Source organism: Acidimicrobiia bacterium, assembly GCA_036396535.1.
Lineage (GTDB): Bacteria > Actinomycetota > Acidimicrobiia > Spongiisociales > UBA5794 > DASWKR01.
Genome location: DASWKR010000042.1, coordinates 19,616 through 42,451 on the forward strand (window position 1 = coordinate 19,616; position 22,836 = coordinate 42,451).

At 68.6% G+C, this 22,836-nt stretch carries 20 protein-coding genes; 3 read left to right on the forward strand and 17 right to left on the reverse strand.

What is annotated here, in order from left to right; genetic code table 11:
- Positions 1 to 176 precede the first annotated feature (176 nt).
- The 11 genes from era to lepA form a co-directional block, all read right to left on the reverse strand.
- On the reverse strand, positions 177 to 1,052 hold the full coding sequence (gene era, locus VGC47_07340; protein HEX9855110.1) for a GTPase Era: 876 nt from the start codon (positions 1,050 to 1,052) through the stop codon (positions 177 to 179).
- Positions 1,049 to 2,227, reverse strand: coding sequence for a hemolysin family protein (locus VGC47_07345; GenBank protein HEX9855111.1), 1,179 nt, complete (start codon positions 2,225 to 2,227; stop codon positions 1,049 to 1,051). Before VGC47_07345 ends, era begins: the two co-directional genes overlap by 4 nt.
- Positions 2,224 to 2,691 carry an rRNA maturation RNase YbeY gene (gene ybeY / locus VGC47_07350; GenBank protein HEX9855112.1) on the reverse strand — a complete coding sequence of 156 codons (468 nt, stop codon included), beginning with the start codon at positions 2,689 to 2,691 and terminating at the stop codon, positions 2,224 to 2,226. Before ybeY ends, VGC47_07345 begins: the two co-directional genes overlap by 4 nt.
- The gene (locus tag VGC47_07355) at positions 2,688 to 4,997 is read right to left on the reverse strand and encodes an HDIG domain-containing protein (GenBank protein ID HEX9855113.1); all 2,310 of its coding nucleotides are present in this window, start codon (positions 4,995 to 4,997) and stop codon (positions 2,688 to 2,690) included. Before VGC47_07355 ends, ybeY begins: the two co-directional genes overlap by 4 nt.
- Complete coding sequence (locus VGC47_07360; GenBank protein ID HEX9855114.1) at positions 4,994 to 5,929, reverse strand: PhoH family protein; 936 nt, start codon at positions 5,927 to 5,929, stop codon at positions 4,994 to 4,996. The genes VGC47_07355 and VGC47_07360 overlap by 4 nt, the downstream gene beginning before the upstream one ends.
- A 213-nt stretch (positions 5,930 to 6,142) precedes the next feature.
- Positions 6,143 to 6,619 carry a transcriptional regulator gene (locus tag VGC47_07365; protein ID HEX9855115.1) on the reverse strand — a complete coding sequence of 159 codons (477 nt, stop codon included), beginning with the start codon at positions 6,617 to 6,619 and terminating at the stop codon, positions 6,143 to 6,145.
- A gap of 133 nt (positions 6,620 to 6,752) precedes the next feature.
- Positions 6,753 to 7,421, reverse strand: a complete 669-nt coding sequence (locus VGC47_07370; protein HEX9855116.1) for a 16S rRNA (uracil(1498)-N(3))-methyltransferase — start codon at positions 7,419 to 7,421, stop codon at positions 6,753 to 6,755.
- On the reverse strand, positions 7,421 to 8,503 hold the full coding sequence (locus VGC47_07375) for a J domain-containing protein (protein HEX9855117.1): 1,083 nt from the start codon (positions 8,501 to 8,503) through the stop codon (positions 7,421 to 7,423). Before VGC47_07375 ends, VGC47_07370 begins: the two co-directional genes overlap by 1 nt.
- A gap of 2 nt (positions 8,504 to 8,505) precedes the next feature.
- Positions 8,506 to 9,507: a heat-inducible transcriptional repressor HrcA gene (gene hrcA, locus VGC47_07380; GenBank protein HEX9855118.1), complete on the reverse strand. Its 1,002-nt coding sequence runs from the start codon at positions 9,505 to 9,507 to the stop codon at positions 8,506 to 8,508.
- A gap of 9 nt (positions 9,508 to 9,516) precedes the next feature.
- Entirely contained in the window at positions 9,517 to 10,746 is a 1,230-nt protein-coding gene (hemW, locus tag VGC47_07385) for a radical SAM family heme chaperone HemW (GenBank protein HEX9855119.1), read from the reverse strand.
- Positions 10,739 to 12,541 carry a translation elongation factor 4 gene (lepA, locus tag VGC47_07390; GenBank protein ID HEX9855120.1) on the reverse strand — a complete coding sequence of 601 codons (1,803 nt, stop codon included), beginning with the start codon at positions 12,539 to 12,541 and terminating at the stop codon, positions 10,739 to 10,741. Before lepA ends, hemW begins: the two co-directional genes overlap by 8 nt.
- A gap of 92 nt (positions 12,542 to 12,633) precedes the next feature.
- Between lepA and rpsT the strand changes: the two genes are divergently transcribed.
- Both rpsT and greA read left to right on the forward strand, forming a co-directional pair.
- The gene (gene rpsT / locus VGC47_07395; protein ID HEX9855121.1) at positions 12,634 to 12,900 is read left to right on the forward strand and encodes a 30S ribosomal protein S20; all 267 of its coding nucleotides are present in this window, start codon (positions 12,634 to 12,636) and stop codon (positions 12,898 to 12,900) included.
- An 18-nt stretch (positions 12,901 to 12,918) separates the two neighbouring features.
- Positions 12,919 to 13,395: a transcription elongation factor GreA gene (gene greA / locus VGC47_07400; GenBank protein HEX9855122.1), complete on the forward strand. Its 477-nt coding sequence runs from the start codon at positions 12,919 to 12,921 to the stop codon at positions 13,393 to 13,395.
- Between the two features lie 24 nt (positions 13,396 to 13,419).
- Here the strand turns inward: greA and VGC47_07405 are convergent, their stop codons facing one another.
- The 5 genes from VGC47_07405 to VGC47_07425 form a co-directional block, all read right to left on the reverse strand.
- Entirely contained in the window at positions 13,420 to 14,409 is a 990-nt protein-coding gene (locus VGC47_07405) for a hypothetical protein (GenBank protein ID HEX9855123.1), read from the reverse strand.
- Between the two features lie 48 nt (positions 14,410 to 14,457).
- Complete coding sequence (locus tag VGC47_07410; protein ID HEX9855124.1) at positions 14,458 to 16,605, reverse strand: ComEC/Rec2 family competence protein; 2,148 nt, start codon at positions 16,603 to 16,605, stop codon at positions 14,458 to 14,460.
- A complete protein-coding gene (locus tag VGC47_07415) occupies positions 16,602 to 17,060 on the reverse strand; it encodes a helix-hairpin-helix domain-containing protein (protein ID HEX9855125.1) in 459 nt (152 codons plus the stop codon). Before VGC47_07415 ends, VGC47_07410 begins: the two co-directional genes overlap by 4 nt.
- A gap of 229 nt (positions 17,061 to 17,289) precedes the next feature.
- On the reverse strand, positions 17,290 to 18,105 hold the full coding sequence (locus VGC47_07420) for a CPBP family intramembrane glutamic endopeptidase (protein HEX9855126.1): 816 nt from the start codon (positions 18,103 to 18,105) through the stop codon (positions 17,290 to 17,292).
- Positions 18,102 to 18,536 carry a hypothetical protein gene (locus VGC47_07425; GenBank protein HEX9855127.1) on the reverse strand — a complete coding sequence of 145 codons (435 nt, stop codon included), beginning with the start codon at positions 18,534 to 18,536 and terminating at the stop codon, positions 18,102 to 18,104. Before VGC47_07425 ends, VGC47_07420 begins: the two co-directional genes overlap by 4 nt.
- A 75-nt stretch (positions 18,537 to 18,611) precedes the next feature.
- On the opposite strand from VGC47_07425, the gene leuS reads away from it, so the two are divergent.
- The gene (leuS, locus tag VGC47_07430; GenBank protein ID HEX9855128.1) at positions 18,612 to 21,353 is read left to right on the forward strand and encodes a leucine--tRNA ligase; all 2,742 of its coding nucleotides are present in this window, start codon (positions 18,612 to 18,614) and stop codon (positions 21,351 to 21,353) included.
- Positions 21,354 to 21,417: 64 nt separating this feature from the next.
- Here leuS and VGC47_07435 read toward each other — a convergent pair whose 3' ends face one another.
- Positions 21,418 to 22,485, reverse strand: a complete 1,068-nt coding sequence (locus tag VGC47_07435) for a calcium-binding protein (GenBank protein HEX9855129.1) — start codon at positions 22,483 to 22,485, stop codon at positions 21,418 to 21,420.
- Between the last annotated feature and the right edge of the window lie 351 nt (positions 22,486 to 22,836).

A 22,836-nucleotide genomic window follows, 5' to 3' on the forward strand; every position in this document is an offset into this window, starting at 1 on the left:
TGTTCGGCACGATCACGGCCTTCCTACTCCCGAGCGGCCCGCCGTTGCAAGACCTTCGAGTATGAGACACCCGAATGGACTAGTTCTTACACGAAACGGCTGAGAAAAGGCCGATATGAGCCGACGGACCCAGAGGGCTCGCCGGGAGCCCCCCTGCCGACGACCTCGGCCCGGATTCAGTACCCGAGCCGGTCGAGTGCGTGGTCGCGTCGCTGCCAGTCGGCCTCGACCTTGACGCGCAGTTCCACGAACACCTGGGCACCGAAGAGTCGCTCCAACTCCTCTCTCGCCTCGGTGCCGACCGCACGGAGAAGCGCTCCACCCTTACCGATGACCATCCCCTTGTGTGACGTCTTCTCGACGAAGATCGACGCCCCGACGTAGACGAGGCCGGACTGGCGCGTCTCGATCTCGTCGACGACCACGGCGAGAGAGTGCGGCAGCTCGTCGCGCAGCCGCTCCAGGAACTTCTCACGAATGAGCTCGGCGGCGAGTTGCTCGTCCGCTTGGTCGCTCGTCACGTCCGGCGGGAAGAAGAAGGGCCCCTCGGGCACGAGATCGAGGAACTCGGAGAGGATCGGTTCCAACCCCTCGCCGTGCAGTGCCGACACGGGCACGTACCCGGCGAAGTCCCACTCGGCCGCCTCGGCGAGCTGTTCGACCACTTGCTCTCTCGTCGCCTTGTCGACCTTGTTGACCGCAACGACGACCGGAGCGGACGAGGCGGCGAGCCGCTCGGCGACGAGGCGATCGCCCGGGCCGATGCGCTGCGATGCGTCGAGCACGAACAAGGCGCCGTCCGTTTCCGCCAGGGTGCCGTGGACCAGGCGATTGAGACGCTCTCCGAGCGCGGTACGCGGCTTGTGTAAACCGGGGGTGTCGACGAACACGAGCTGGGCGTCGCCGCGGGTGAGCACGCCGCGCACGGTGTTGCGGGTGGTCTGCGGGCGGCTAGACGTGATGGCGACCTTCGTCCCGACGAGGCTGTTGACGAGGGTCGACTTGCCGACGTTGGGCCGACCGACCACAGCCACGAACCCGGACCGGGTCATCGACGCGGCGTGAGCCGCACCCTGGCGACCCGGCGCCCTTGGACCCGATCGGCCACGAAGACGTGGTGGTCGAGCTCGAAGGCCTCGCCTTCACGCGGCACCCGACCCGCAAGGCTCAGCACCAGTCCGCCGACGGTGTCCCACTCGTCGGCCGGGAGGTCCGAGCCGATGATGGCAGCGAGCTGGTCGACGCCGAGGCGAGCGTCGACGAGGAACTCGCCTGAGCCGAGCTCGGTGACCATGGGCTCCTCCGAGTCGTACTCGTCGACGATCTCGCCGACCAGCTCCTCGAGGAGGTCCTCGATCGTGACGAGGCCGGAGGTCCCGCCGAACTCGTCGACGACGATGGCCATGTGCACCCGATTTCCCTGCATCTCCCTGAGCAGCTCGGCGACCCGCTTCGACTCCGGCACGAGGTAGGCGGGGCGCATCACGTCCCTCGCCGATATCGGACCCTCTCCCCTGTCCAGGAGCTCGAGCAAGTCGCGTGCGTAGAGCACGCCGACCACGTCGTCGATGCCCTCGCCGACGACGGGCACCCTGGAGCGGCCCTCGGCGATCACCAGGTCGAGCGCCTCGTCCGTCGAGTCGTCTGCTCGGATGGTGATCATGTCGGTTCTCGGGACCATGACCTCGCGAACGAGCGTGTCCGTGAACTCGAGGACGGAGGTGATCAGCTCGCGCTCCCGCTCGTCGTCTTCGGTGTCGACGTCCTCCACCTCTTCGTGCTCGTCCTCGTCGAGGTCGGAGATGAAGTCCGCCGCCGCCTCGCCGAACGTCACCGCGTGGTGCAGCAGCCCTGCGAACCGATAGGCGAGGACGCGGGGGCGCGATCTCCCGACGATCCGCGGGATGAGGTCGCCGATGAAAACGAAGAGGATCCCGACGATCACGAGGGCGACGAGCAGCGGCCACCCGTCGAGCAGGCGAGCGAGCGCCCACGAGGCGGGCATTGCCGCCGCCACGAGCAGTCCCGTGTGATAGGCGGCGAGCGCCGGCTGGATGCGGGGACGGTCGTCGAGCAGCTCGGCGACGAGCGCCGCCCGCTCGTCGCCTTCGGCGGCGTCGTGGAGCGCGTCGGCCCGTGGCGTGCGGACGAGCGATGCGCCCGCCGCCCGGATGACGGAGGTGAGACCGACGAGGATCACCGCGAAGGCCAGAGCGAGGGTCGTCATGAGGGCTTCACCCGGCCGGCCGAGGCGAGCAGCTCTCGCTCCCGACCCTCCATCAACTCCGCCTCGGCGTCATCGACGTGGTCGTAGCCCAGTAAGTGGAGGAGCCCGTGGACCACCATCAGCGCCATCTCGTCCTCGAAGCGTACCGCGCCTGCCGCGGCGTTGGCACGAACGACTGCCGGGCAGACGAGCACGTCACCGAGCACCGGAGGCGGCCCCCCAGGCACCCGCTGCGGCGGCACCCCCGGCGAGAGGTCCTCGATCGGGAACGAGAGAACATCCGTGGCTCCCAGCTTCCCGAGGTGCCGCTCATTGTGTTCCGACATCGCCTGCTCGTCGACCATCGTGAGCGAGACCTCCGTGCCTTCGGGGCACAGCTCCGCCGCCAGGACACGCTCAGCCAGCTCCACGAGTTGTCCGGGTTCGAGAGGGTCGTCTTGCTCGTCCGCGAACTGGACGCTCATCGATCCTCCGCCCGCGGCCCCGGGAAGCCGGGGTACGGGATGCGGGTGTGGTAGTAGCCGATGAGCGCCTGGACGATGGCGTGCTTGACGCGAGTCAGGTCTCCGAACGTGAGGTCCGACTGGTCGAGCTGGCCGTCCTCGAGCTTCTCGCCGACGACGGAGTCGACGAGCTTCCTGAGGCTGTCGGCGGTCGGGTCCTCCTGCTGGGCGAGTGCCCGGGCGGCGCCCTCGACTGCATCGGAGATCATGAGGATCGCCATCTCCTTGCGCCGCGGCTTGTCTCCCGCGTGGCGGAAGAGCCCCGGGTCGACGCTGGGATCGGCGTCCAATGCCTGGTGATAGAAGTAGCGCATCAGCCCGGTCCCGTGGTGCATCCGGATGCCGTCTGCGACCTCGTCCGGGATGCGGTACTGGCGGGCGAGCTTGAGGCCGTTCGTCACGTGGTCGCGGATGATGGTCGCAGACTCCTCAGGCGCCAGCTCGTCATGCGGATTGGACACGCCGAACTGGTTCTCGATGAAATACTGAGGCTGCTCGGTCTTGCCGAGGTCGTGGTAGTAGGCCGAGGCCTGCGCCAGCAAGGCGTTCGCCCCGATCGCCCTGGCCGCCTTGCCGGCAAGCGTCCCCACGAGGATGGAGTGGTTGAACGTCCCGGGGGCGTGCTCCTCGAGCAGCCGCAGGGCGGGATGGTTCCTGTCGGTCAGGTCGAGGAGCGTGATCGTCGTCGTCATCTGGAACAGGTTCTCGAGGAACGAGAGCAATCCCTGCGCGGCCAGGCCGGCGATGATGCCGCCGATCACGGCGAACATGGCAGCGGTGACGACCGACTCCCACCCCAGGTACATCCAGGCAACGGCCCCGGCGAGCGGGGCGAGCACGAGTGCCGACAAGGTGACTGCCAGCCTCAGCTCACGGCGGCTCGACACCGCAGAGACGAAGGCGACGGGGGCGACGGTGGCAGCTGCGGCGTAGACCGTCAGGCCGATGTCTGTCGTCGAGATGGCGGTGAACGTGGCGACGGGCACCGCCATCAGGACCGCGGTCCTCGGGTCGTAGAGGATGGCGGCGATGTAGCCGAACATCACCGCGGGGAGCACGAACGCCAACTCCGGATTCGACTCGCCGACGATCAGGTCCGGGATTCGACTTGCGATGGCGGCCAGGATCAGCAGCACGCCGAGTAGCGCGAAGTGCTTCGGCTGTGACCACAAGCCCGGAGCGATGCGCCACAGGAAGAAGGCCGCCAGCAGCACCGCAATGGCGCCGAGCGCAGAAGCGGCAGATGACGACGTGCCCTCGCCGGGATCGACGAGGCCGAGCAACTCGATCGCTTCGATCTGCACGGCCGTGAGCTGCTCGCCGGCCCTGACGATCGGGGTGCCGTCGAAGAACGTGACCTGCACGTCCAACACCGCGTCGGCGGCCGCCTGCTTGGTCTCGTCCGTTGCCTGCTCGTCCAGAACCCTGTTCGGGAGGAGCGAGTCGGCGGCGACGTCGGCGATGGCCTGCTCGACGTCGGACAAGGTGAACTGCACGCCCAGGTACTCGAAGCCCTCGTAGCCCGGTCCTGGGAAGAACGGCGGGGGGCTTGCCGTCAGCTGGTTGCGCCGCCCCTCGAGCTCGTTGGCCGAGAACGCCTCGCGAAGCTGCGTGTCCACCGTGTTGACGATCTGCTGCTCGACGAGCGGGTAGATGGCGTCCTCTCCCTCCTCGAGCGCGGCCAGGTCGGCGTTCAGCTGACCGAGAAGCACACGGGTTGCACCCTCGTTGCGTGACGGGTGCTGGCTCTCAACGAGGTCGACCTGGTCCTCAGGAGGCAGGGTGGTCGTCGACGTCGTCGTCGGCGGCTCGGTCGTGGTCGTCGCCTCGGTCGTGGTCGTCGTGGTGTCCTGCTCCTCCTCAGGAGGGGCGGTCGTGGTCGTGGTCGTGGTCGTCGTCGTGGTCGTCGTCGTGGTCGTCGTCAAGGACACCTCGGCGTCGCCTCCGAGTGGGGCCGACCTGAGGGCGGCGAAGTAGCGCGCCAGCGAGGCCTCCACGGTCTGTTGAACGGAGGGGTCCACGCGGAACACCGAGGGCTCGTTGAGCCGCGCCAACTCGCGCTGTTGCTCGGTCGCACCCTCGTCGACGACCTGGATCGTCGAAGGTGCGAGGAAGTCGACGGGCGACGGCTCGCCGAGCACGAGGCTGATCGCAGGAGACGGCTCCGGCCTGCCGATCGTCAGCGACAGCGCCACGAACAGGACGGTCACGATGATCACGCCGATGTTGAGCACGACGTTGCGCTTGCTCGTGCGCTCGGAGGTCACGGCGTCGAACCCTTCGCCGCGGTTTCCGCCTCAAATCGGCTGTATGCCTCGACGATGGCTGCAACGATGCGGTGGCGAACCACGTCGTCACCCGTGAGCTCCCGGAATGCCACGCCCGGGACGTCGTTCAGGACGCGGCGCACGACCCGCAGCCCGGACTGCCTGCCGTCCGACAGATCGACCTGCGTGACGTCCCCCGTCACCACCATCTTCGAATTGAACCCGAGCCTGGTGAGGAACATCTTCATCTGCTCAGGCGACGTGTTCTGAGCCTCGTCGAGCACGATGAAGGCGTCGTTGAGCGTCCTGCCCCGCATGTAGGCGAGCGGGGCGATCTCGATGGTGCCGCGCTCCATGAGCCGAGCCGTCTCCTCCGGGCCGAGCATCTCGTACAGGGCGTCGTACAACGGGCGGAGGTAGGGATCGACCTTGGCAGCCAGGTCGCCCGGCAAGAAACCGAGACGCTCACCCGCCTCGACGGCGGGCCGGGTGAGCACGATCCGCCGCACGGACCCGCTCAGCAGGGCCTCGACGGCGCACGCCATCGCCAGGTACGTCTTGCCGGTGCCGGCGGGGCCGACGCCGAAGATCATGGTGTTCTCCCTGACGGCATCCACGTACTGCTTCTGGCCGAGTGTCTTGGCACGAACCACCTTGCCGCGCCCCACCTTGATGGAGTCGGTGAAGATCCCGGAAGGAGACGGAACGTCCTTCTTGACGAGTTGGATGACCCGCTCGACCCGATCGGTGTCCAGGCGCTCGCCCTCCTGGATCAGGATGAGCAGCTCGTCGAACACGGTGCGAACCATGTCGGCATCGTCTCCCGGCCCGGCGATGTCGACCTCGTTGCCCCGGGCGACGATCCGGGCATGCGGGAAGGCGCGCTCGACCTGGCGCATGAACGCGTCTCTCTCGCCGAGGAGATCAACCATGAGGTGGTTGCTCGGCACTCGCAGTCGTATCTCGGTTGGAGCAGACGTCACGCCAGCCACATGCTCTCGGGAAAGGGGGAATGCGCTACGAACGCATCAGGAGCGACGAATGATACCGTCGGCAGACCGACTTGGACACACCAAGAGCTTCGGTGTCGGCGCGACCCCGCGTTCACGCCCGGCGCCCGGGGAACACCGCCGCCCGGCGCCGGATCAATCACCCTCGGCGGTCACTCCGAGCTGCGTGAGACGCTGACTGAAGCCCTGCTCGCTCTGATCGAGGAGCATTGCCAGCGTCCTCAAGTCGTTGCTGCGGATGGTCAGCACCTTGCCGTTGAAATCCTGGCGCAGCATCTGGATGCCTCGCAGGAACCTCTCCACGACAATGGCGTCGGGACCCGAGAGGTTCTCCACCCGGTTCAGGTCGATCGTCAGGCCACCCGTAGGCAGCGATGAAGCCTGCTGCTCCGAATCGTCCTGTGGGAGCAGTTGACCGATCGGCACCGAGTAGAACTCGGCGAGTCGCTGGAGGCGGGGCAGCGAAAGGCTGCGCTCGCCGCGTTCGTAGGCCCCGAGGACGGCGGCCTTGAACTCTTGCTCCGACAGCCGTTGCACGTCTTGCAGGGACAGACCACGCTGCTTCCGGATCGAGCGGAGCCGCTTGCCCACCTGCTCGTTGTAGCTCGGCACACACCCTCCTAAGGCCCAGCACTGAGCGCGGTCACTAAGAACGCGCTCGGTAGGCGTGATGATAGTCGCGATGACTACTCCCTCGTCGGATTTTGCCCACGCGGCACAGGGATTTCCACAACGCCGAAGATGACTAGTCCCTCGACGCTGCCCGCCCGACTGCGAGGGCCATCGCTGCGGCGACGATCGCAGCCGTCTCGGTACGGAGAATGGTCGGGCCGAGGCTGACCCGAATCCAGTCTGGGGCAGCCTCGTCGTCGGCCAATCCGCCCTCCGGTCCGACGACGATCGTCACGCGCTCGCCGGGCGCCGGCATGGGCCCGCCATCGCGATCGCACAGGAGCACGAGCCCGCCGAGTCCGAGACGATCCAGGCCGGCGCCTTCACGAACGACCATGAGATGGCTGCCTCGCGACTGCTCGAGAGCGGAAACGGCCCATGCCTCGGACTTGCGGTGCTGCGGTAGGCGCGCCTGTGAGTGCTTGCTCGTCGTCCACGCCAGTTCCGTGACCCCGAGCTCGGCGGCCTTCTCGACCACGAATCGCTGGCGGTCGGACGAGTGGGGGGCGGCTACGACGAGCGTCACGGCAGGCGACGACGCCGCCACGTCCGTTTCCTCGCCGCGCTCGACGATCCCGGCGTGATAGCAGCCCGACCCGAACGTGCCGTTCCCGTCGGTGTACGTGACGGCGCTGTCGGCGCGCCGCAGGACCGTTTCCAGGTGACTTCGAGTGGCGGCCGCGACTTCGAGCAACTCGGCCGCCCAGGGTCGCGGAAGCAGGAGGTGGGGAACGTGGGCCATCAACGAGAGCGGCGACGCCGCCTGCCTCGAGCGACCGGCGTCTCTCCCAAGGCCTCGGCGAGCGCACGCAGAGCGGTCTCCTGCTCCTCGCTCAGCTCGGAGGGAACCACCACGTCGACGACGACGATGAGGTCGCCGCGCCCTCGCCGGCGTAGCGCCGGCATGCCGCGCCGCGCCATCCTGAACACCGTGCCCGGCTGCGTGCCCGGCGGGATGTCGATCTCGATGGGTTCCTGGTCGATTTGTGGAACGGCCACCACCGCCCCGAGAGAGGCCTCTGCGATGCCGACTCGAACCGTGTGCCGCAGGTCGTCGCCCAGGCGCTCGAAGCGGGGATCGGGAGCCACCCGGAGCTGCACGTACAGGTCGCCCGGGAGCGACCCGTTCTGCCCGGCGCCGCCCCGGCCCGCCAACCGGAGGCGCGTCCCGTCATCGACGCCGGCCGGGATCTCGACGGTGACCGTCACCTCGTCGTCGACGATCCCCGACCCGCGACACCGTCGGCATGGATCCTCGATGATCGAGCCGCGGCCCCGACAGGTGGCGCACGTCGTCACGGTCGTCATCGAGCCCAGAAACGTCTGCCGGTTGACCTGAACCTGGCCGTGCCCGCCGCACGTCGTGCAACGGATGGGGTCGTGCCCCGGCTCGGCGCCGCTGCCCGAGCAGACCTCGCACCTCTGAGGAGCGACGTACGTGACCTCGCGACTCGCGCCTGCTGCGGCGCGCTCGAGCGACAACTCGATGACCACCGCGACGTCGCGTCCCCGAGCCGCGCTCGCCCGCCCCGCCCCTCCGAATCCCGCTCCGCCGAAGAACTGTTGGAGTATCTCGTCGAGACCCGCGAAGTTGGTGAACAGGTCGCCGATGTTCAGTTGGTCGCCCCGGTCGAATGCGGCGCGGCGTTGCGGGTCGGAGAGGACCTCGTATGCCTCGGCGATCTCCCTGAAGCGGGCCTCGGCGGTCGGGTCGCCTGGATTGGCGTCGGGATGGCTCTCCCTGGCGAGCTTCCTGAATGCCTTCTTCAGCTCTTCGGGCGATGCATCGCGGCCCACCCCGAGGATGTCGTAATAGTCCTTCATCCTCAGTGCCCGAGACGATCCTCGAGACCCTCTCCGACCTGCTCGACGATCCGAATCGTCCTGCGGTAGTCCATGCGGGTGGGCCCGAGGACGCCGACCCTGCCGACCCCGCTCTCGCCGGCGCCGTAACTGGCGGCGACAACCGCGATGTCGAGCTCTTCGACGTTGAACTCGCTGCCGAACCGGACGGATGTGCCCTCCGGCGCGTCTCCGAGGATCTGGCGCATCTCACCCTCGCGCTCGAGGAGGCTGAGGATCGATTGCACGTTGGCGAGGTCCTCCCAGAGGGATGCCAGCTGGCTCGTCCCACCCACATACAGATCGCTCGTCGACATCTCGGCCCCGGCAAGCGAGCCGGCAACCGTTGTCACGAGCCCGGCGACACGGTCCGGCACGTCACTCTGTCCGGTCGCCGCCAGTTCGTCCTGACCGGCCTTGATCGTCCTGCCGACGAACATGCGCTCGAGGACGTCTTCGGCGTCCATCAGGTCGGCGGCGGTCGGCGACCGCTGCAGTCGGACGACCTCCTGGTTGACGCGCCCTGATTGCGCGACGGTCACCGTCAGGACGACGTTGGGGGCAACCGGGACGAGGTGGATACCGAGGATCGTCTCCGAGCCGAAGCCGGGGCCCATCACGATGGCCGGGTAGTGTGCCAGGTCTGACAGCAGGCCGGTCGTCTCCTTGAGCAGCTTGCTCAGCTCGCTGTGCATGTCGGCGAAGAACCCCTCGATGCGGGCTCTCGTGGCCGACCGGAGCTGGGCAGGCGAGCAGTGGTCGACGTAGAACCGGTAGCCCGCCTGAGTCGGCACCCTGCCCGCCGACGTGTGCGGCTGGACCACGAACCCATACGACTCGAGCCGCGCCAGATCGTTGCGGACGGTGGCACTCGAGACGGGGAGGCCGCTGCGATCGAGGATCGTCTGCGAGCTGACCGGCTCGCCGGTGCGGATGTACTCCTCGACGAGTACCTGCAGGATGTGCGACCTGCGGTCATCGAGCATGTGGAGAATTTAGCAGTCGCGAGGTGAGAGTGATAACCAGGCCCGCCCGCCGCCCTGAGGCTCCTTCAGCGCCAATACCGCCCGAACCACTTCGTCGGTGAGTAGGGGACGGCTGACGACGAGCCTTCCTGCTCGAAGCTCGAGGACTCCGGCGGCGATGAGGCGCTTGCCTTCCTCGGAGCCGGCGAGGATCTCGCCACCCCACCCGGCGACGACGCCGGCGGCGCGGCGCAGCCCGACCATGAGCCGCTCCTGCTCGCGTGACCAGCCGGCGACCTCCTCGACCGCAACCTGTGGAGAGCTCGCGCTCTCCACGCGGTCGAGGTACACGTCGAGGACTCGAGCATTGCGGGTTCGCCTCCCACCCCGGTGGCCGTGGGCTCCCAACCCGAATGCGGCGTACTCGCCCTGGGCCCACGTCGACAGGTTGTAGCGACAGACGTGTCCCGGACGAGCCCAGTTGGAGACCTCGTAACGAATCAGGCCGGCGCCGGCAGCGAGCGCATCGAACAGCTCGTACTTGTCGGCTTGATCGTCCGGATCGGGGCCAGGAGCACCAGCCGTGACGGCCGAGGCCAGGGCCGTGCCGGGCTCGACTGTCAGCGCGTACGCCGAGACGTGGTCGACGCCGAGCGCCAGAGCCTTGGTCACCGTCGCCCGCCAGGAGTCGAGCGACTCTCCAGGGGCGCCGTACATGAGGTCGATCCCTACGGATGGCACTCCGCTGCGCCGGGCGGACGCCACTGCCGACACCGCCTGTTCGCCCACGTGCACCCTTCCAAGCGAGCCCAGGACGCCATCGTCGAGAGACTGCACGCCCAACGTCACCCTGGTGACGCCGCCGTCCAGGTAGGCGGCGCCGATCTCGTCCGACCAGTCCTCGGGATTCGCCTCCAGGCTCACCTCGGCGGCGCCGGCGAGGCCGAATCGGTCACGGAGCGCTCGGATGAGCCGGGTGATGTCGCCTGGTGCCGTCGACGACGGCGTGCCACCGCCGAAGTTGACGGCGTCCAGCGGACGCCACGGCTCGGCGCCAGCGATCTCGGCGGCGACCGCCGCGACGTAGCGATCGACGGTCGGCGCCGTCCCCCCCTCCTCCGGTGTGACGACGGCGAAGTCGCAGTACGGGCACCGCCTGCGGCAGAAGGGGATGTGGACATACGCAGACCGCCACGCGGCGGCGGTGTCCGCCAGCTCCGGCGAGTCAGGTGCGACGGTGGAGAGCGCCGCGCTACTCATCGATCCGCAGTGCCGAGATGAACGCCTCCTGCGGCACCTCGACCTGCCCGACCATCTTCATGCGGCGCTTGCCCTCCTTCTGGCGTTCGAGGAGCTTGCGCTTGCGAGTGATGTCGCCTCCGTAGCACTTGGCGAGAACGTCCTTGCGCTTGGCCTTGATCGTCTCCCTGGCTATCACCCGGCTCCCGAGCGCCGCCTGCACCGGAACGTCGAACAGCTGGCGCGGGATGAGCTCCTTGAGGCGGGCGACCATCGCCCTGCCGTACTGATAGGCCTTGTCACGGTGAACGATCGTCGAGAAGGCGTCGACCGGGACTGCGTTGAGCAGGATCTCGACCCTCACGAGGTCGGCTTCCTGGTAACCGTCCGCCTCGTAGTCGAGTGAGGCGTAACCCCTCGTCCTCGATTTGAGCTGGTCGAAGAAGTCGAAGACGATCTCACCGAGCGGCAACCGGTAGTGGAGCTCGACGCGCTCCGGGGACAGGTATGTCATCTCGCCCATCTGCCCGCGCCGCTGCTGGACGAGCTCCATCACCGTCCCGACGTACTCGGAAGGAGTCAGGATCATGACCTTGACGACCGGCTCTGCGATCGACGCCAGCGAGCCTGCCTCGGGGAGGTCCTGCGGGGAGCGCACCTCGACTTGTCTTCGGTCGACCGTCGTGGCGCGATAGGCGACGGAAGGCGCCGTCGACACGAGGTCGAGGTCGTACTCTCGCTCGAGCCGCTCGCGAACGATCTCCATGTGCAACAACCCGAGGAACCCGACGCGGAAACCGAACCCGAGCGCCCGGGACGACTCCGGCTGATAGACGAGTGACGAGTCGTTGAGGCGGAGCTTCTCGAGCGCCTCTCGCAGCCGCTCGAAGTCGTCACCGTCCGTCGGAAACACGCCGGCGTACACCATCGGCTTCGGCTCGCGGTATCCGGGCAGAGCCTCGGACGCCGGACGATCCGTCGCCGTGACAGTATCTCCCACGCGGGCCAGGTCGATCTCCTTGATGCCCGTCACCAGGAACCCGACCTCGCCTCGGGTGAGCCGGGGAACGGGTCTGGCGGCCGGTGTGCGAACGCCGACCTCGTCCGCCATCTCTCGCTCGCCCGTGGCCATGAAGCGAACCGCCGACCCGGCCACCAGGGCGCCGTCGACCACCCTCACGTGGCAGACGACCCCGCGATACGTGTCGTAGAACGAGTCGAAGACGAGCGCACGCAGCGGCGCCTCGTCCTCTCCCCCAGGAGGCGGCAGCCGGGCGACGATCGTCTCAAGGAGCTCGTCGACGCCTTCACCGGACTTGGCGGAAACGAGGAGCACGTCCTCCTTCGACCCGCCGAGGATGCCGACGAGCTCGCCGGCCACCCTGTCCGGGTCGGCCGCCGGCAGGTCGATCTTGTTGACCACCGGGACCACGTCGAGCCCGGCCTCGATCGCCAGGTAGGCGTTGGCGAGCGTCTGCGCCTCGACGCCCTGCGACGCGTCGACGACGAGCAGGGCCCCCTCGCACGCCGCCAGGCTGCGCGACACCTCGTACGAGAAGTCGACGTGGCCGGGCGTGTCGATCAGGTTGAGCGTGTACTCATGCCCGTCCCGGGCGCGGTACTGCAGCCGCACGGCGTTCGCCTTGATCGTGATGCCGCGCTCCCGCTCGATGTCCATCGTGTCGAGCAGTTGGTCGCGCATCTCGCGGGCTGTGACCGCCCCGGTGCGCTCGAGGAGACGATCGGCGAGAGTCGACTTCCCGTGGTCGATGTGAGCGATTATGCAGAAGTTGCGAATGCGCGCCGCGGCGGTCATTTCGTTCCGGAGAGGGCGGAAACGGCATTGTACCGTTGCCTGGAGCGCTGCTAACGTAGCGGCTTCCCCACCGACCTGAGGGCGTATTTCGTATGGCCAACATCAAGTCCCAGATCAAGCGCAATCGCCAGAACGAGGCGAACCACGAGCGCAGCAAGGCGATCCGCTCAGAGCTGAAGACGAGGTCGCGCAACGTGCTCACGGCGGCCGACGCAGGCGATGCCGACGCAGCAAACGAGGCATTGCAGATCGCCCAGAAGCGCATCGACATGGCTGCCAGCAAGGGCGTGATCCACAAGAACACCGCAGCCAGACGCAAGGCGCGACTCGCCAAGCGCGTGCGCCAGATCGCCGGCTGACCGCCCCGGAGCCCCCACATGACCGATGACAAGACGTGGCTCACACCTGCCGCGCACGCCAAGCTGAGCGAGGAGCTCGAGCAGCTCACCACAAGTGGCCGAGCAGAGGTCGAGGCGCGCATCGCCGAGGCTCGCTCCCACGGTGACCTGCGGGAGAACGCCGAGTACGACGCCGCCAAGAACGAGCAGGGCCTCCTGGAGGCGAGGATCCGCCAGATCACGCACATCCTCGAGAACAGCGAGGTGCGCGCCGCCTCCGACAGCGGCGCCGTCGAGGTCGGGACGATCGCAACCGTCGTCGACGAAGATGGCGACGAGGTGGAGTTCTTCGTCGCACCAGCCGAGAACAAGATCGCCGGGATGCTGCTCGCCTCTCCCGACAGCCCGCTCGGCGCCGCCCTCCTCGGCGCCGCTCCCGGCGACAAGGTGACGTACCAAGCTCCGGGCGGCACGTTCAGCTACCTCGTGAAGGACGTCAGGGTCTACGGCGGTTGACGCCCGGCTCCCTGAGCGCCCCGGTCATCTCCTCCCGCCGTACCAGCGGCACAACGCCACGGTCAGCCGCTCCATGGTCACCCGATGGGTCGCTTCGGGCGCCGTCTTCAGTTGGAGATCCGCCCGAGCCAGGGCGCCCAGAGCAAGGCGCAGGTCCGAGTCGTTCACGCGATTGCGCTGCTTCCAGACCTTCTCGAGTGGGAAGCCCCTGCGCCCCCCTTCCATCTCGGCGAACTCGTCGTACGTCTTGGCCGCCGTGCTGAGGGACCGCCGACGCAGGTCGGTCTGGATGGTGGCGAGCAGCACGAGCGGGTGGCCGTGCAGCAGGAAGTCCTCGAGGCGGCGGAGCGCCTCGGCACGGTCGCCTGACGACACGGCGTCCATGTACATCCAGGTCGGCTCGTCCGGCCGGTTCTTGAACCGGGCATAGACCTCCTCGGCCGTGATCGGCGCTCCCGAGGACGCCAGTTGATCGAGCGCTTGGCCGATCGAGGCGACGTCGGTGCCGAACCGTTGAATGAGCGCCTCGGCGGCCGGCGGATCGATTCGTATGCCCCGATCACGCACGGCGCCGGCCAACCACTCCGCTGCGCCGCGCTCATTGATCCGCTTGACCTCGATCTTCTCGCCGATCGCCGTGAGCGTCTTGGAGAGAGGAGCCGGAATCGCACCGGATGCGACGAACACGACGGCGACGGCCGATTGATCCGCAGATGCCAGCACCTCGGACAGGATCGTCGCTTCGGCCTTGAGTAGGGACTGGGCGTCCACCACGAGCAGCCCGGTCACACCCCCGAAGAGCGACCCGCTCTGCAGCGCCGGAATGGCCACTTGGACCGGGCCCCGAACGCCGGCGTCGCTCGACTCCTCCCCCGCCCCCCTGCCCGGCACGTCGACGCGAGTGACCTCATCGGCACCGAGCTGCACGAAGGCGGCAGCGGCGCGCTCCAACATCAGCTCGCGCTCTCCCGGCCCACCGTCCGCAGGGCCGCTGATGACGACGATCGACTTCACGGTCCGGACGATAGGCAGCGAGCCCGACAGGAGCTCGAGGACCCGGTGTCACCGAAACGGGACTCCGATGTCTCCCTCGTCCCGTGTGAGGTGAACCTCGACGCCTCGACCGGCGAGCGTCTCGAGCACTGCCGGCGACGGGTGGCCGTACGAGTTCTCACCGACGCTGATGATCGCCACGTCGCCGACGGTGTCGGCCAGCCATTCGAGGTCGGTGGTCTTCGAGCCGTGATGCGGCACCAGCAGCACGTCTGGTCGCAACGGTGGCAGCTCGCCTTGGGCGATCGCCTCGATGTCCCCTCCGAGGAGCATCGTCCTCCCGCCTGCCTCCAACCAGAGCACGACCGACCCGTCGTTCTGGGCGGCGAAGCGCCGCTGTGGTCCGATGACCTCGATCTCGAGCTCGCCGAGAGCCACCCGCGTACCAGGTGGCGGGGATGCGACGGCGATCCGGCGGGCGATTGCCTCGGCGACGATCCCGTCCAGCACGGCGTCGAGCACCTGCTCTCGGGGCAGCCAGAGCGCTCCGACGTCGACGACGTCGAAGATACCGACGAGGCCGCCGACATGATCACCGTCACCGTGGGTGGCGACCAGGAGATCGATGTGGTCGACACCGTGACGCCGGAGCCCGCTCGCCAAGACGAGCGGGTCGCGGCCGCCGTCGACGAGCGCCACGGCCCCGCCCGGCACCTGGAGCAGGATGGCGTCGCCTTGGCCGACGTCGAGCACCGTGGCGGTAGCAACGCTGACTCCGGCAACGGGGAGGAGTGAGGCGCCCAGCGCCACCACGGCGAGCGCCGCGACGAGCGGCCGGGCCCTCGGCAGGCGGAGCGCCGCCCCTGCACCGGTAACGACGGCAACAGCCGCCACCGGCCCGAGTTGCGGCCACCCGGCCGCCTGGTGTGCCAGCCGGAGCACGACGCCGGCAAGCGCGGCCCCGGCAGCCGTGAGTGACGAGACGCCCGACAGGGTCCCGATTCCGCCGATCGATGTCGCCGCGGCGACGAGTGGAGCTGCGACCAGGTTGGCGGCCGGAGCGAGCAGCGGCACCGTCCCGAAGCGCATCAGCAGCAGAGGGAGGACGGCGCACTGAGCCGACAGTGTCGCCCCCAGGGCCGTCCAGAGCAGGCGGGGCCGCTTGGCGCCGAAGACGGGGGCGCCGAGGAGCAAACCGGCGGTGGCGAAGGCGGACAGCTGGAAGCCAACGCTCATCGCCAGCTCGGGTGCGACGGCGAGGAGGATGCTGACGGCAGAACCGAGCGCCACCCACGGATCGACCGGGACGCCGGCCACCCTCCCGCCGAGGACGAGGGCGGCCATGGCGGCGGCGCGCAGGACCGAAGGTTCCCAGCGGGTGGCGGCGACGAACACGCCGAGGGCGCCGAGGCCGAGAACCGATCTGACCCTTGCCGACACGCCGAGCGGAGCCATCACGAGCCACCAGGCGCCGAGCACCAGGGCGACGTTGCCACCGGACACTGCGACGAAGTGGGCCAGTCCGGAGCGTCGGAGAGCATCGACGTCGGCCGGAGTCAATCGGCTGGTGTCGCCGACGAGAAAGCCTGCGAGCAGCGCCGAGCCGGCGCCCGTCTCGCGGGCGGCCGCAGTCGTCACGCGGTTGCGGAGTGCCGATCCGGCCCGCAGGATGGGATCACCGGCGGGACCGAGCACTGCGACTGCGGCGGCGTCGATCGATCCGGCGACCGGCCCGGCCCTGGTGGCCGACGGTCGGGCTGTGGCCCTCCCGGTGACGAGGACGGCAGCCCCCACGTCGAGGCCGTCGGGTGGGTCCTCGACATCGACCGTCATGCGGGGGCCGTCCCAAGGCACGGGCTCTCCCGCGACGACGAGCCATGCCGGTCGGATGGCGAACGAGGTTCCGAAGGGACCCCGGTACGGCTCGGTCGCCACCCGTCCACCGACCTCCACCCTCCCCACCGGGACGTCGGCAGCCAGCGTCGCCGAGACCCGGGCGGCGCCGAGTGCCCCGGACGCCATGCCGCACACCACGCACAGGACAACCGGCAACCGCCCGGCCAGGCCGCCGACACCGGCAAGGAGCACGGCCGCCAAGACGGCGGGTGCGACTCCGAGCGCACCCCCGACGAGCACCCCCGCCCAGACGGCCACCGCGCAGGCGCACACCCGCCTCCCCCGCCCCTTGGGCCAGCCGAGCCCGGCGGCACCACTCACGGCACGACGAGGTCGTCGCGCATCTCAGCCAGGGTCGCCTCGCCGATACCGGGCACGTCGAGCAGATCCTCGGGGCTCTCGAATGGGCCGTTCGCCTCCCGATGCTCGACAATGCGAGCCGCCAGGACGGGACCCACGCCCGTCAGCTGCTGCAGCTCGCTCTCGGATGCCGTGTTGACCCGCACGCCCGTATCGGTCACGGCAGCGGGGCCGAGGGGACCTCCCCCATCCGCCGACGGGATCACGACCTGCTCGCCCTCTCGAACCGTCGCGGCCAGGTTGAGTCCTTCGAGGTCGGCGCCCGGCAGCACGCCGCCTGCTGCGGCGATCGCGTCGGCGATCCGGCCGCCCTCGGCGATCTCGACGAGGCCCGGTGCGACCACGGCTCCCGACACGTGCACCGTCACCTGGCCGCTGCCCGGCTCGGAGGTCAGCTCGATGCCGGGGGCGACCACGCCGGGGACGGGAGGGATCGACCGCCAGCCGAACCATGCGCCGGCGGCGAGCGCAACGACGACGAGCCAGGCTGCACCACCGATGTTGCGGGGTGGCTCGATGGGGACCTCCTCGGCCGGCCCACCGCAGACTCCGCGGCATCACAGATATCACCGGAGTCGGACAGATTGAAGAGGGAAGCCGACGGAGCTCCGCCGATCCGGGGGGTAGCCGGCGTGTTGGGGCGACCTAGAAGAGCAGCCGCAGGACGGACTCGACGGATTGCTCCAGCTCGTTCTGGATCCGCTGCAGGTCTTCTAGGAACAGCAATCCGATGGCGGCGAGGAGGTTCACCCCTGCGTGAGCCCATATCGCCCTGCTCAGGCTCCTGCAGGAGAGGGCCAGGTAGCCGAGCCCCATCCCGACCGGCAGGAGCGCGATCGATGCGAACCACGAGTTGGGATCGCCGATCACGTGGGAGACGGCGAATGCCGCTGCGGAGAACACGACCGCGGTGTGGCGGCCGAATGAGCGGAGGAGACGGGAGAGCAACATCCCGCGGAACATGATCTCCTCGACGGTGGGCGCCAAGGCAACGACGACGAACAGGGCAACGAGCTTGACACCCGCCCCCTCGATCACCTCGAGCGACTCCGTGATCCCTTGATCGGGAGGATCTGAGATCGGGAGGAGCTCGCGGAGGGCCAGCAGCAGCACACCGGCTCCGATCTGGAGGGCGACGCCGACGACGAGCGCCCATGAGTCGGCCATCCGGATCCTCAGGCCGAGGGCCTCGCCGAGCGGGCGGGGGTCGCGCGACCTCCACAGCACGAAGATCACGAAAGCCATGCCGCCGAACTGCGCAGGAGCGAGGATCCCGATGATCGCCGAGTCGGGCACGCCGGAGTCGCCGTACCGGAGCGCGAGAGGTATCGCGGCCATGAACGAGGCCGCCAGCCCGCCGAGGAACACCCACATCGGGTCGGCGTACGTCCAGGGCGTCCCCGGCAGGTAGCCGCCTGCCGGCCGGCCGCTCTCGGCGACCGGCTCATCCGTGAAGCTCACAGCGGAGATCCTGGCATGAACTCGCTGGCGATCCGGCGCGCCTCGATCTCGAAGCGCACGGCGCGGTACGCATCCCAATGCCCCAGCCTGCGCGCCCGGCCCCGCACGTAGTCGGCCGCGTAAAGCACGACCTGGCGCGGGATGCCGAGTCGAGCCAGCTGCTCGACGTGCACGAGCTCGTGCACCATCAGCACGGCGATGTCCGTCGTGTCTCCGCCTGCGAGCTGGCGTTCCATCACGGACGGTTGCACGTACACCGCCCACGGCGTCGTCACCGCGGCGATACCCTCTGCCCACAAGCGACGGAAGGTCGGGCCGGCGATGCGGACCTCGACGGTGGAGGGGTCGACATGAGGAAGCCGGTCGTGCACGGCTTGCACGTCGATGCCGCCGGCCAGGAGAAAGTCGAGTGCCGTGACGGCGTTCGCCATCGGGCGAGCCTACCGATGGGCGACCGTACCGCCCCGTCCGCCCTCTACCATGCTGTCACTCCACGAGGAGCCGGAATGTCGAGGCAATACGACCACGCCGACGTCGAAAAGCGCTGGCAGGAGAGCTGGGAGGCAGACGGCCTCTACCGCTCGGTCGTCGATTGGGACAAACCGAAGCACTACGCGCTCACGATGCTCCCGTATCCCTCAGGCGACCTCCACATGGGGCACTGGTACGCCATGACGCCGTCCGACGCCCGCGCCAGGTTCATGCGCATGAAGGGGCACAACGTCCTGTTCCCGATCGGCTTCGACGCCTTCGGGTTGCCGGCGGAGAACGCCGCCGTGCAGCGCAACGTCCATCCCGCCAAATGGACCCACGAGAACATCAGACACATGCGGGGCCAACTGCGGTCGATGGGAGCCATGTTCGACTGGGCCCGCGAGGCGGTCAGCTGCGAGCCCGACTACTACACGTGGAGCGAGTGGTTCTTCAAGCAGATGTTCGAGCACGACATCGCGTATCGCGGTGAGGCGGTCGTCAACTGGTCGCCGACGCTACAAACGGTGCTGGCGAACGAGCAGGTCATAGACGGCAGGGACGAGCGCACCGGCCAGCCCGTCGTGCAGCGGATCATGGAGCAGTGGTTCTTCGCGATCACGAGGTACGCCGAGGAGCTGCTCGGCTTCGAGGGCATCGACTGGCCAGAGCCGATCAAGACGATGCAGACCAATTGGATCGGTCGCTCCGAGGGCGCCAGGGTCACCTTCCAGACAGAGGCCGACCCGATCGAGGTCTTCACCACCCGCCCCGACACCTTGTGGGGTGCGACGTTCATGGTTCTCGCCCCCGAGCACCCGCTCGTCGACTCGCTCACGACGGACGAGATGCGCCCGGAGATCGACGCCTATCGGGAACAGACGGCGAGGCGCACCGAGCTGGAGCGCATGGAAGCCGAGCGCGAGAAAGGCGGTGTCTTCACCGGCGGACACGCCATCAACCCCGTGAACGGAGCGCGCCTCCCGGTGTGGATCGCCGACTACGTGCTGCTCTCGTACGGAACCGGGGCGATCATGGCAGTCCCCGCTCACGACCAGCGCGACTTCGAGTTCGCCAGGCAGTTCGGGCTCGACATCGTCCCCGTCATCCAGCCTGCGGGCGCGGCCCCGCTCGTTGCCGACGACATGGCCGAGGCGTACGTGGGTCCCGGCGTGATGGTCGACAGCGGACCGATCGACGGAGCCGAGACGACCGACGCCAAGGGCAGGGCCAACCCTTCGATCGCGGCCGCCATCGACTGGCTCGAGGAGGAAGCGGTCGGCGAGGAGGCGATCAACTACCGGCTCCGCGACTGGCTCATCTCCAGGCAGCGGTACTGGGGCTCGCCCATCCCGATCATCCACCGCGAGGACGGTGGGATCGAGGCGGTGCACGACGACGACCTACCAGTCGTTCTGCCGGAAGACGTCGAGTTCCAGGGGCGTAGCCCGCTCGCCGAGTACCCGCCCTTCGTCGAGACCACGGACTCCGAAGGCCAGCCCGCCAGGAGGGAAACCGACACGATGGACACGTTCATGTGCTCGTCGTGGTACTGGTTCCGCTACCTCTCGCCGCACTTCCAAGCTGCACCGTTCGACCCGGAGGAGGCGGCCTATTGGCTGCCCGTCGACACGTACACCGGCGGAGCTGAGCATGCAGTGATGCACCTCCTGTACGCCCGCTTCTTCGTGAAGGCGATGCGGGACATGGGCGTGTTCGACGACACCGTCGCCGTCATGAAAGAGCACGACAGGGACCCGGCCGGTCTGTTCGACGAGCCGTTCATGATCCTGCGCAACCAAGGACAGATCCTCGGCGAGGAGCGCACCGGCGATGTCGTCGTCGTCAACGGTGAGTGGCTCGACGGACGCATCGTCGCCACGTCCGTTCGGGTCGACGGAGCGGCGCAGGCCGGGCTCATCACCGGGGAGCTGAAGCGGCGCACCGAGAACGTTCTGCAGGTGGAGGTCGACGGCGATCTCGTCACCGTCGAGGTGCCTGCGTCCGCCGTCGTCGACATCGCGACCATCCCCGGGGACAACGACGTCACCCAACTCAAGCACCACCTCGACGTGCAACGCATGTCCAAGTCGCGCGGCAACGTCGTCTCACCCGACGATCTCGTCGCCTTGTACGGGGCGGACACCATGCGGACGTTCCTCATGTTCGCGTTCGAGTGGCAGAAGGGTGGTCGGTGGGACGGTCGCGGGATCGTCGGAGCTCGTCGGTTCATCGAGGACGTCTGGAAGATCGGGACGGCCGAGTACCAGTCGATCGCCTCCAGCGGCGACGTTGCGCTCCTTCGGTCACTGCACCAGACGATCCTCAAGGTCGAGGCCGACCTGACGGACTTCAAGTGGAACACGGCGGTCGCGGCGCTCATGTCGCTCAGGAACGACCTCACCCAGCACCTCAATGTCGTCGCAACGGCGTCGCCTGAGGTCTGGAGCGAGGCGGTCGACACGCTGCTGAAGCTGCTGGCACCAATAGCCCCACACGTCACCGAGGAGCTGTGGCATCTGCGAGGCAACCCCGGCTCCATCCATCTGGAGGCATGGCCCGTCGCCGACGAGGACCTCGCACGGGACGAGACCGTCACGATGGTCGTTCAGGTGAACGGGAAGGTCCGCGACCGGATCGAGGTCTCAGCCGACATCTCGGAGGACGAGGCGAGGCAAAGGGCCCTGGCGACCGGCAACATCCAGGCGTGGCTGGCGGGCGGCGAGGTTCGTACCGTGATCGTGCGCGCCCCGAGGCTCGTCAACATCGTCGTCTGACGACTCGGCGCAACGACTCAGACGGGCGTCCTCGGAGGTGCAAGCGCCGGGTCCGCCGAACCGTTCACTCGCCGCAGCCGATTCCTCCCCCGAGCAGGAAGACGTCGTGGTAGTAGCGCCCGTTGCTCTCCAACGTCCCGCGGATCCCGCTCGGGTTCCCGTCCACGAAGAACAGCCAGAACCCGAAGGGGTCGGCGACCTCGATCGTCACCCTGCTGCCGTAGATCACCTGGAGCTGCGCTCTCGTGTCGTTCCATTGGAGGCCTTCGTCGGTGTGGATCCGCTTGTCGGCGCGGTTCCCGGCCGGGTCGGATACCTCGACGGTGAAGAACTCGCCGTCCTCGGCGATGTTGTCCCGCGTGTTGAAGATCTGGACGTTCCCCCACCGAACGACGCGCACCTGTGTACCCGGGCACGTGCCGAACGGCGAGAAGCTGTCGATCCATCCGGAATCGTCGTCGGGATCGCCCATGTCGGCCGGGTCGCCGAGCGCCGCGGCGAACTCGAGCAGCACCGCCTCGGTGTTCGAGCCGAAGGTCTGCGCTCCGAGCCCGTCGGGGTGGAGCTCACGGGCGTGGGGGAGCATCTCGCACGCCACGATCGTCTCGGCGCCACACCAGTCGACGCCGTCGCCTCCGTTGGCCGAGTCCACGGCACCGCCCCCCAGGAACATGTCGGGGCCGCTCCCTCCGAACATCTCGTCTGCGCCGCCGCCGCCGCCGATGACGTCGCGCTGTGCACCTCCGCGCAGCGTGTCTGCGGCGCCTCCCCCGGCGAGCGCGTCGCGCCCGGAGCCCCCGCGCAGCTCGTCCCGCTTCTTCCCGCCGAGCAGGTAGTCCTTGCCGTCGCCCCCGGAGATCCAGTCACGTCCGCCGCCGCCGTCGATCCGGTCGTGGTCGGCCCCTCCGCAAATGATGTCGTCCCCGCCGCGCCCGTCGATGCGGTCCCGACCAGCGCGCCCGACGATCACGTCGTCACCCGGGGTCCCCACGAGAATGTCGTCCCCTGCCGTCCCCGTGATCGTGGCCGCCTCGCCGTTGCAGCTCGCCGCCGCCGCCCCGGCCGTCGGCGCGAACAACATCGTCGCCGACAGGGCAAGCGCGACAGGCACGGCCAAGAACTTGCGGGTCATCGTTCACACTCCCGGATTCGCGGACATCACGAGCCTATAGGGCGCAGAGTGGTTCCGGGAACGTCACGCGGGGCGAGGGTCGCCGGGATTCCGTGGATAGGTTGCCCCCAACACGCAATCCCCCGGCGCCAGCCGGGGGATCGACGAGCGCCACAGGCCGAGTCGAGGGGGCCCCATCCCCAAGCCACCCCCTCGGCTCGGGTCGCACAGCGACCGCTCGCCGGTCCCCCGCAAAGCGGGAGACAGCGTGGAGTGCGCCACAGGCCGAGTCGAGGGGGGCCCCGCCAACCCAAGCCACCCCCTCGGCTCGGGTCGCACAGCGACCGCTCGCCGGTCCCCCGCAAAGCGGGA

What these genes read in the sequence shown, in the direction of transcription:
- era (HEX9855110.1), bottom strand. Translation starts at nt 1,052, where the DNA reads ATGACCCGGTCCGGGTTCGTGGCTGTGGTCGGTCGGCCCAACGTCGGC.
- VGC47_07345 (HEX9855111.1), bottom strand. Translation starts at nt 2,227, where the DNA reads ATGACGACCCTCGCTCTGGCCTTCGCGGTGATCCTCGTCGGTCTCACC.
- ybeY (HEX9855112.1), bottom strand. Translation starts at nt 2,691, where the DNA reads ATGAGCGTCCAGTTCGCGGACGAGCAAGACGACCCTCTCGAACCCGGA.
- VGC47_07360 (HEX9855114.1), bottom strand. Translation starts at nt 5,929, where the DNA reads ATGGTTGATCTCCTCGGCGAGAGAGACGCGTTCATGCGCCAGGTCGAG.
- VGC47_07370 (HEX9855116.1), bottom strand. Translation starts at nt 7,421, where the DNA reads ATGGCCCACGTTCCCCACCTCCTGCTTCCGCGACCCTGGGCGGCCGAG.
- VGC47_07375 (HEX9855117.1), bottom strand. Translation starts at nt 8,503, where the DNA reads ATGAAGGACTATTACGACATCCTCGGGGTGGGCCGCGATGCATCGCCC.
- hrcA (HEX9855118.1), bottom strand. Translation starts at nt 9,507, where the DNA reads ATGCTCGATGACCGCAGGTCGCACATCCTGCAGGTACTCGTCGAGGAG.
- hemW (HEX9855119.1), bottom strand. Translation starts at nt 10,746, where the DNA reads ATGAGTAGCGCGGCGCTCTCCACCGTCGCACCTGACTCGCCGGAGCTG.
- lepA (HEX9855120.1), bottom strand. Translation starts at nt 12,541, where the DNA reads ATGACCGCCGCGGCGCGCATTCGCAACTTCTGCATAATCGCTCACATC.
- rpsT (HEX9855121.1), top strand. Translation starts at nt 12,634, where the DNA reads ATGGCCAACATCAAGTCCCAGATCAAGCGCAATCGCCAGAACGAGGCG.
- greA (HEX9855122.1), top strand. Translation starts at nt 12,919, where the DNA reads ATGACCGATGACAAGACGTGGCTCACACCTGCCGCGCACGCCAAGCTG.
- VGC47_07425 (HEX9855127.1), bottom strand. Translation starts at nt 18,536, where the DNA reads ATGGCGAACGCCGTCACGGCACTCGACTTTCTCCTGGCCGGCGGCATC.
- leuS (HEX9855128.1), top strand. Translation starts at nt 18,612, where the DNA reads ATGTCGAGGCAATACGACCACGCCGACGTCGAAAAGCGCTGGCAGGAG.
- VGC47_07435 (HEX9855129.1), bottom strand. Translation starts at nt 22,485, where the DNA reads ATGACCCGCAAGTTCTTGGCCGTGCCTGTCGCGCTTGCCCTGTCGGCG.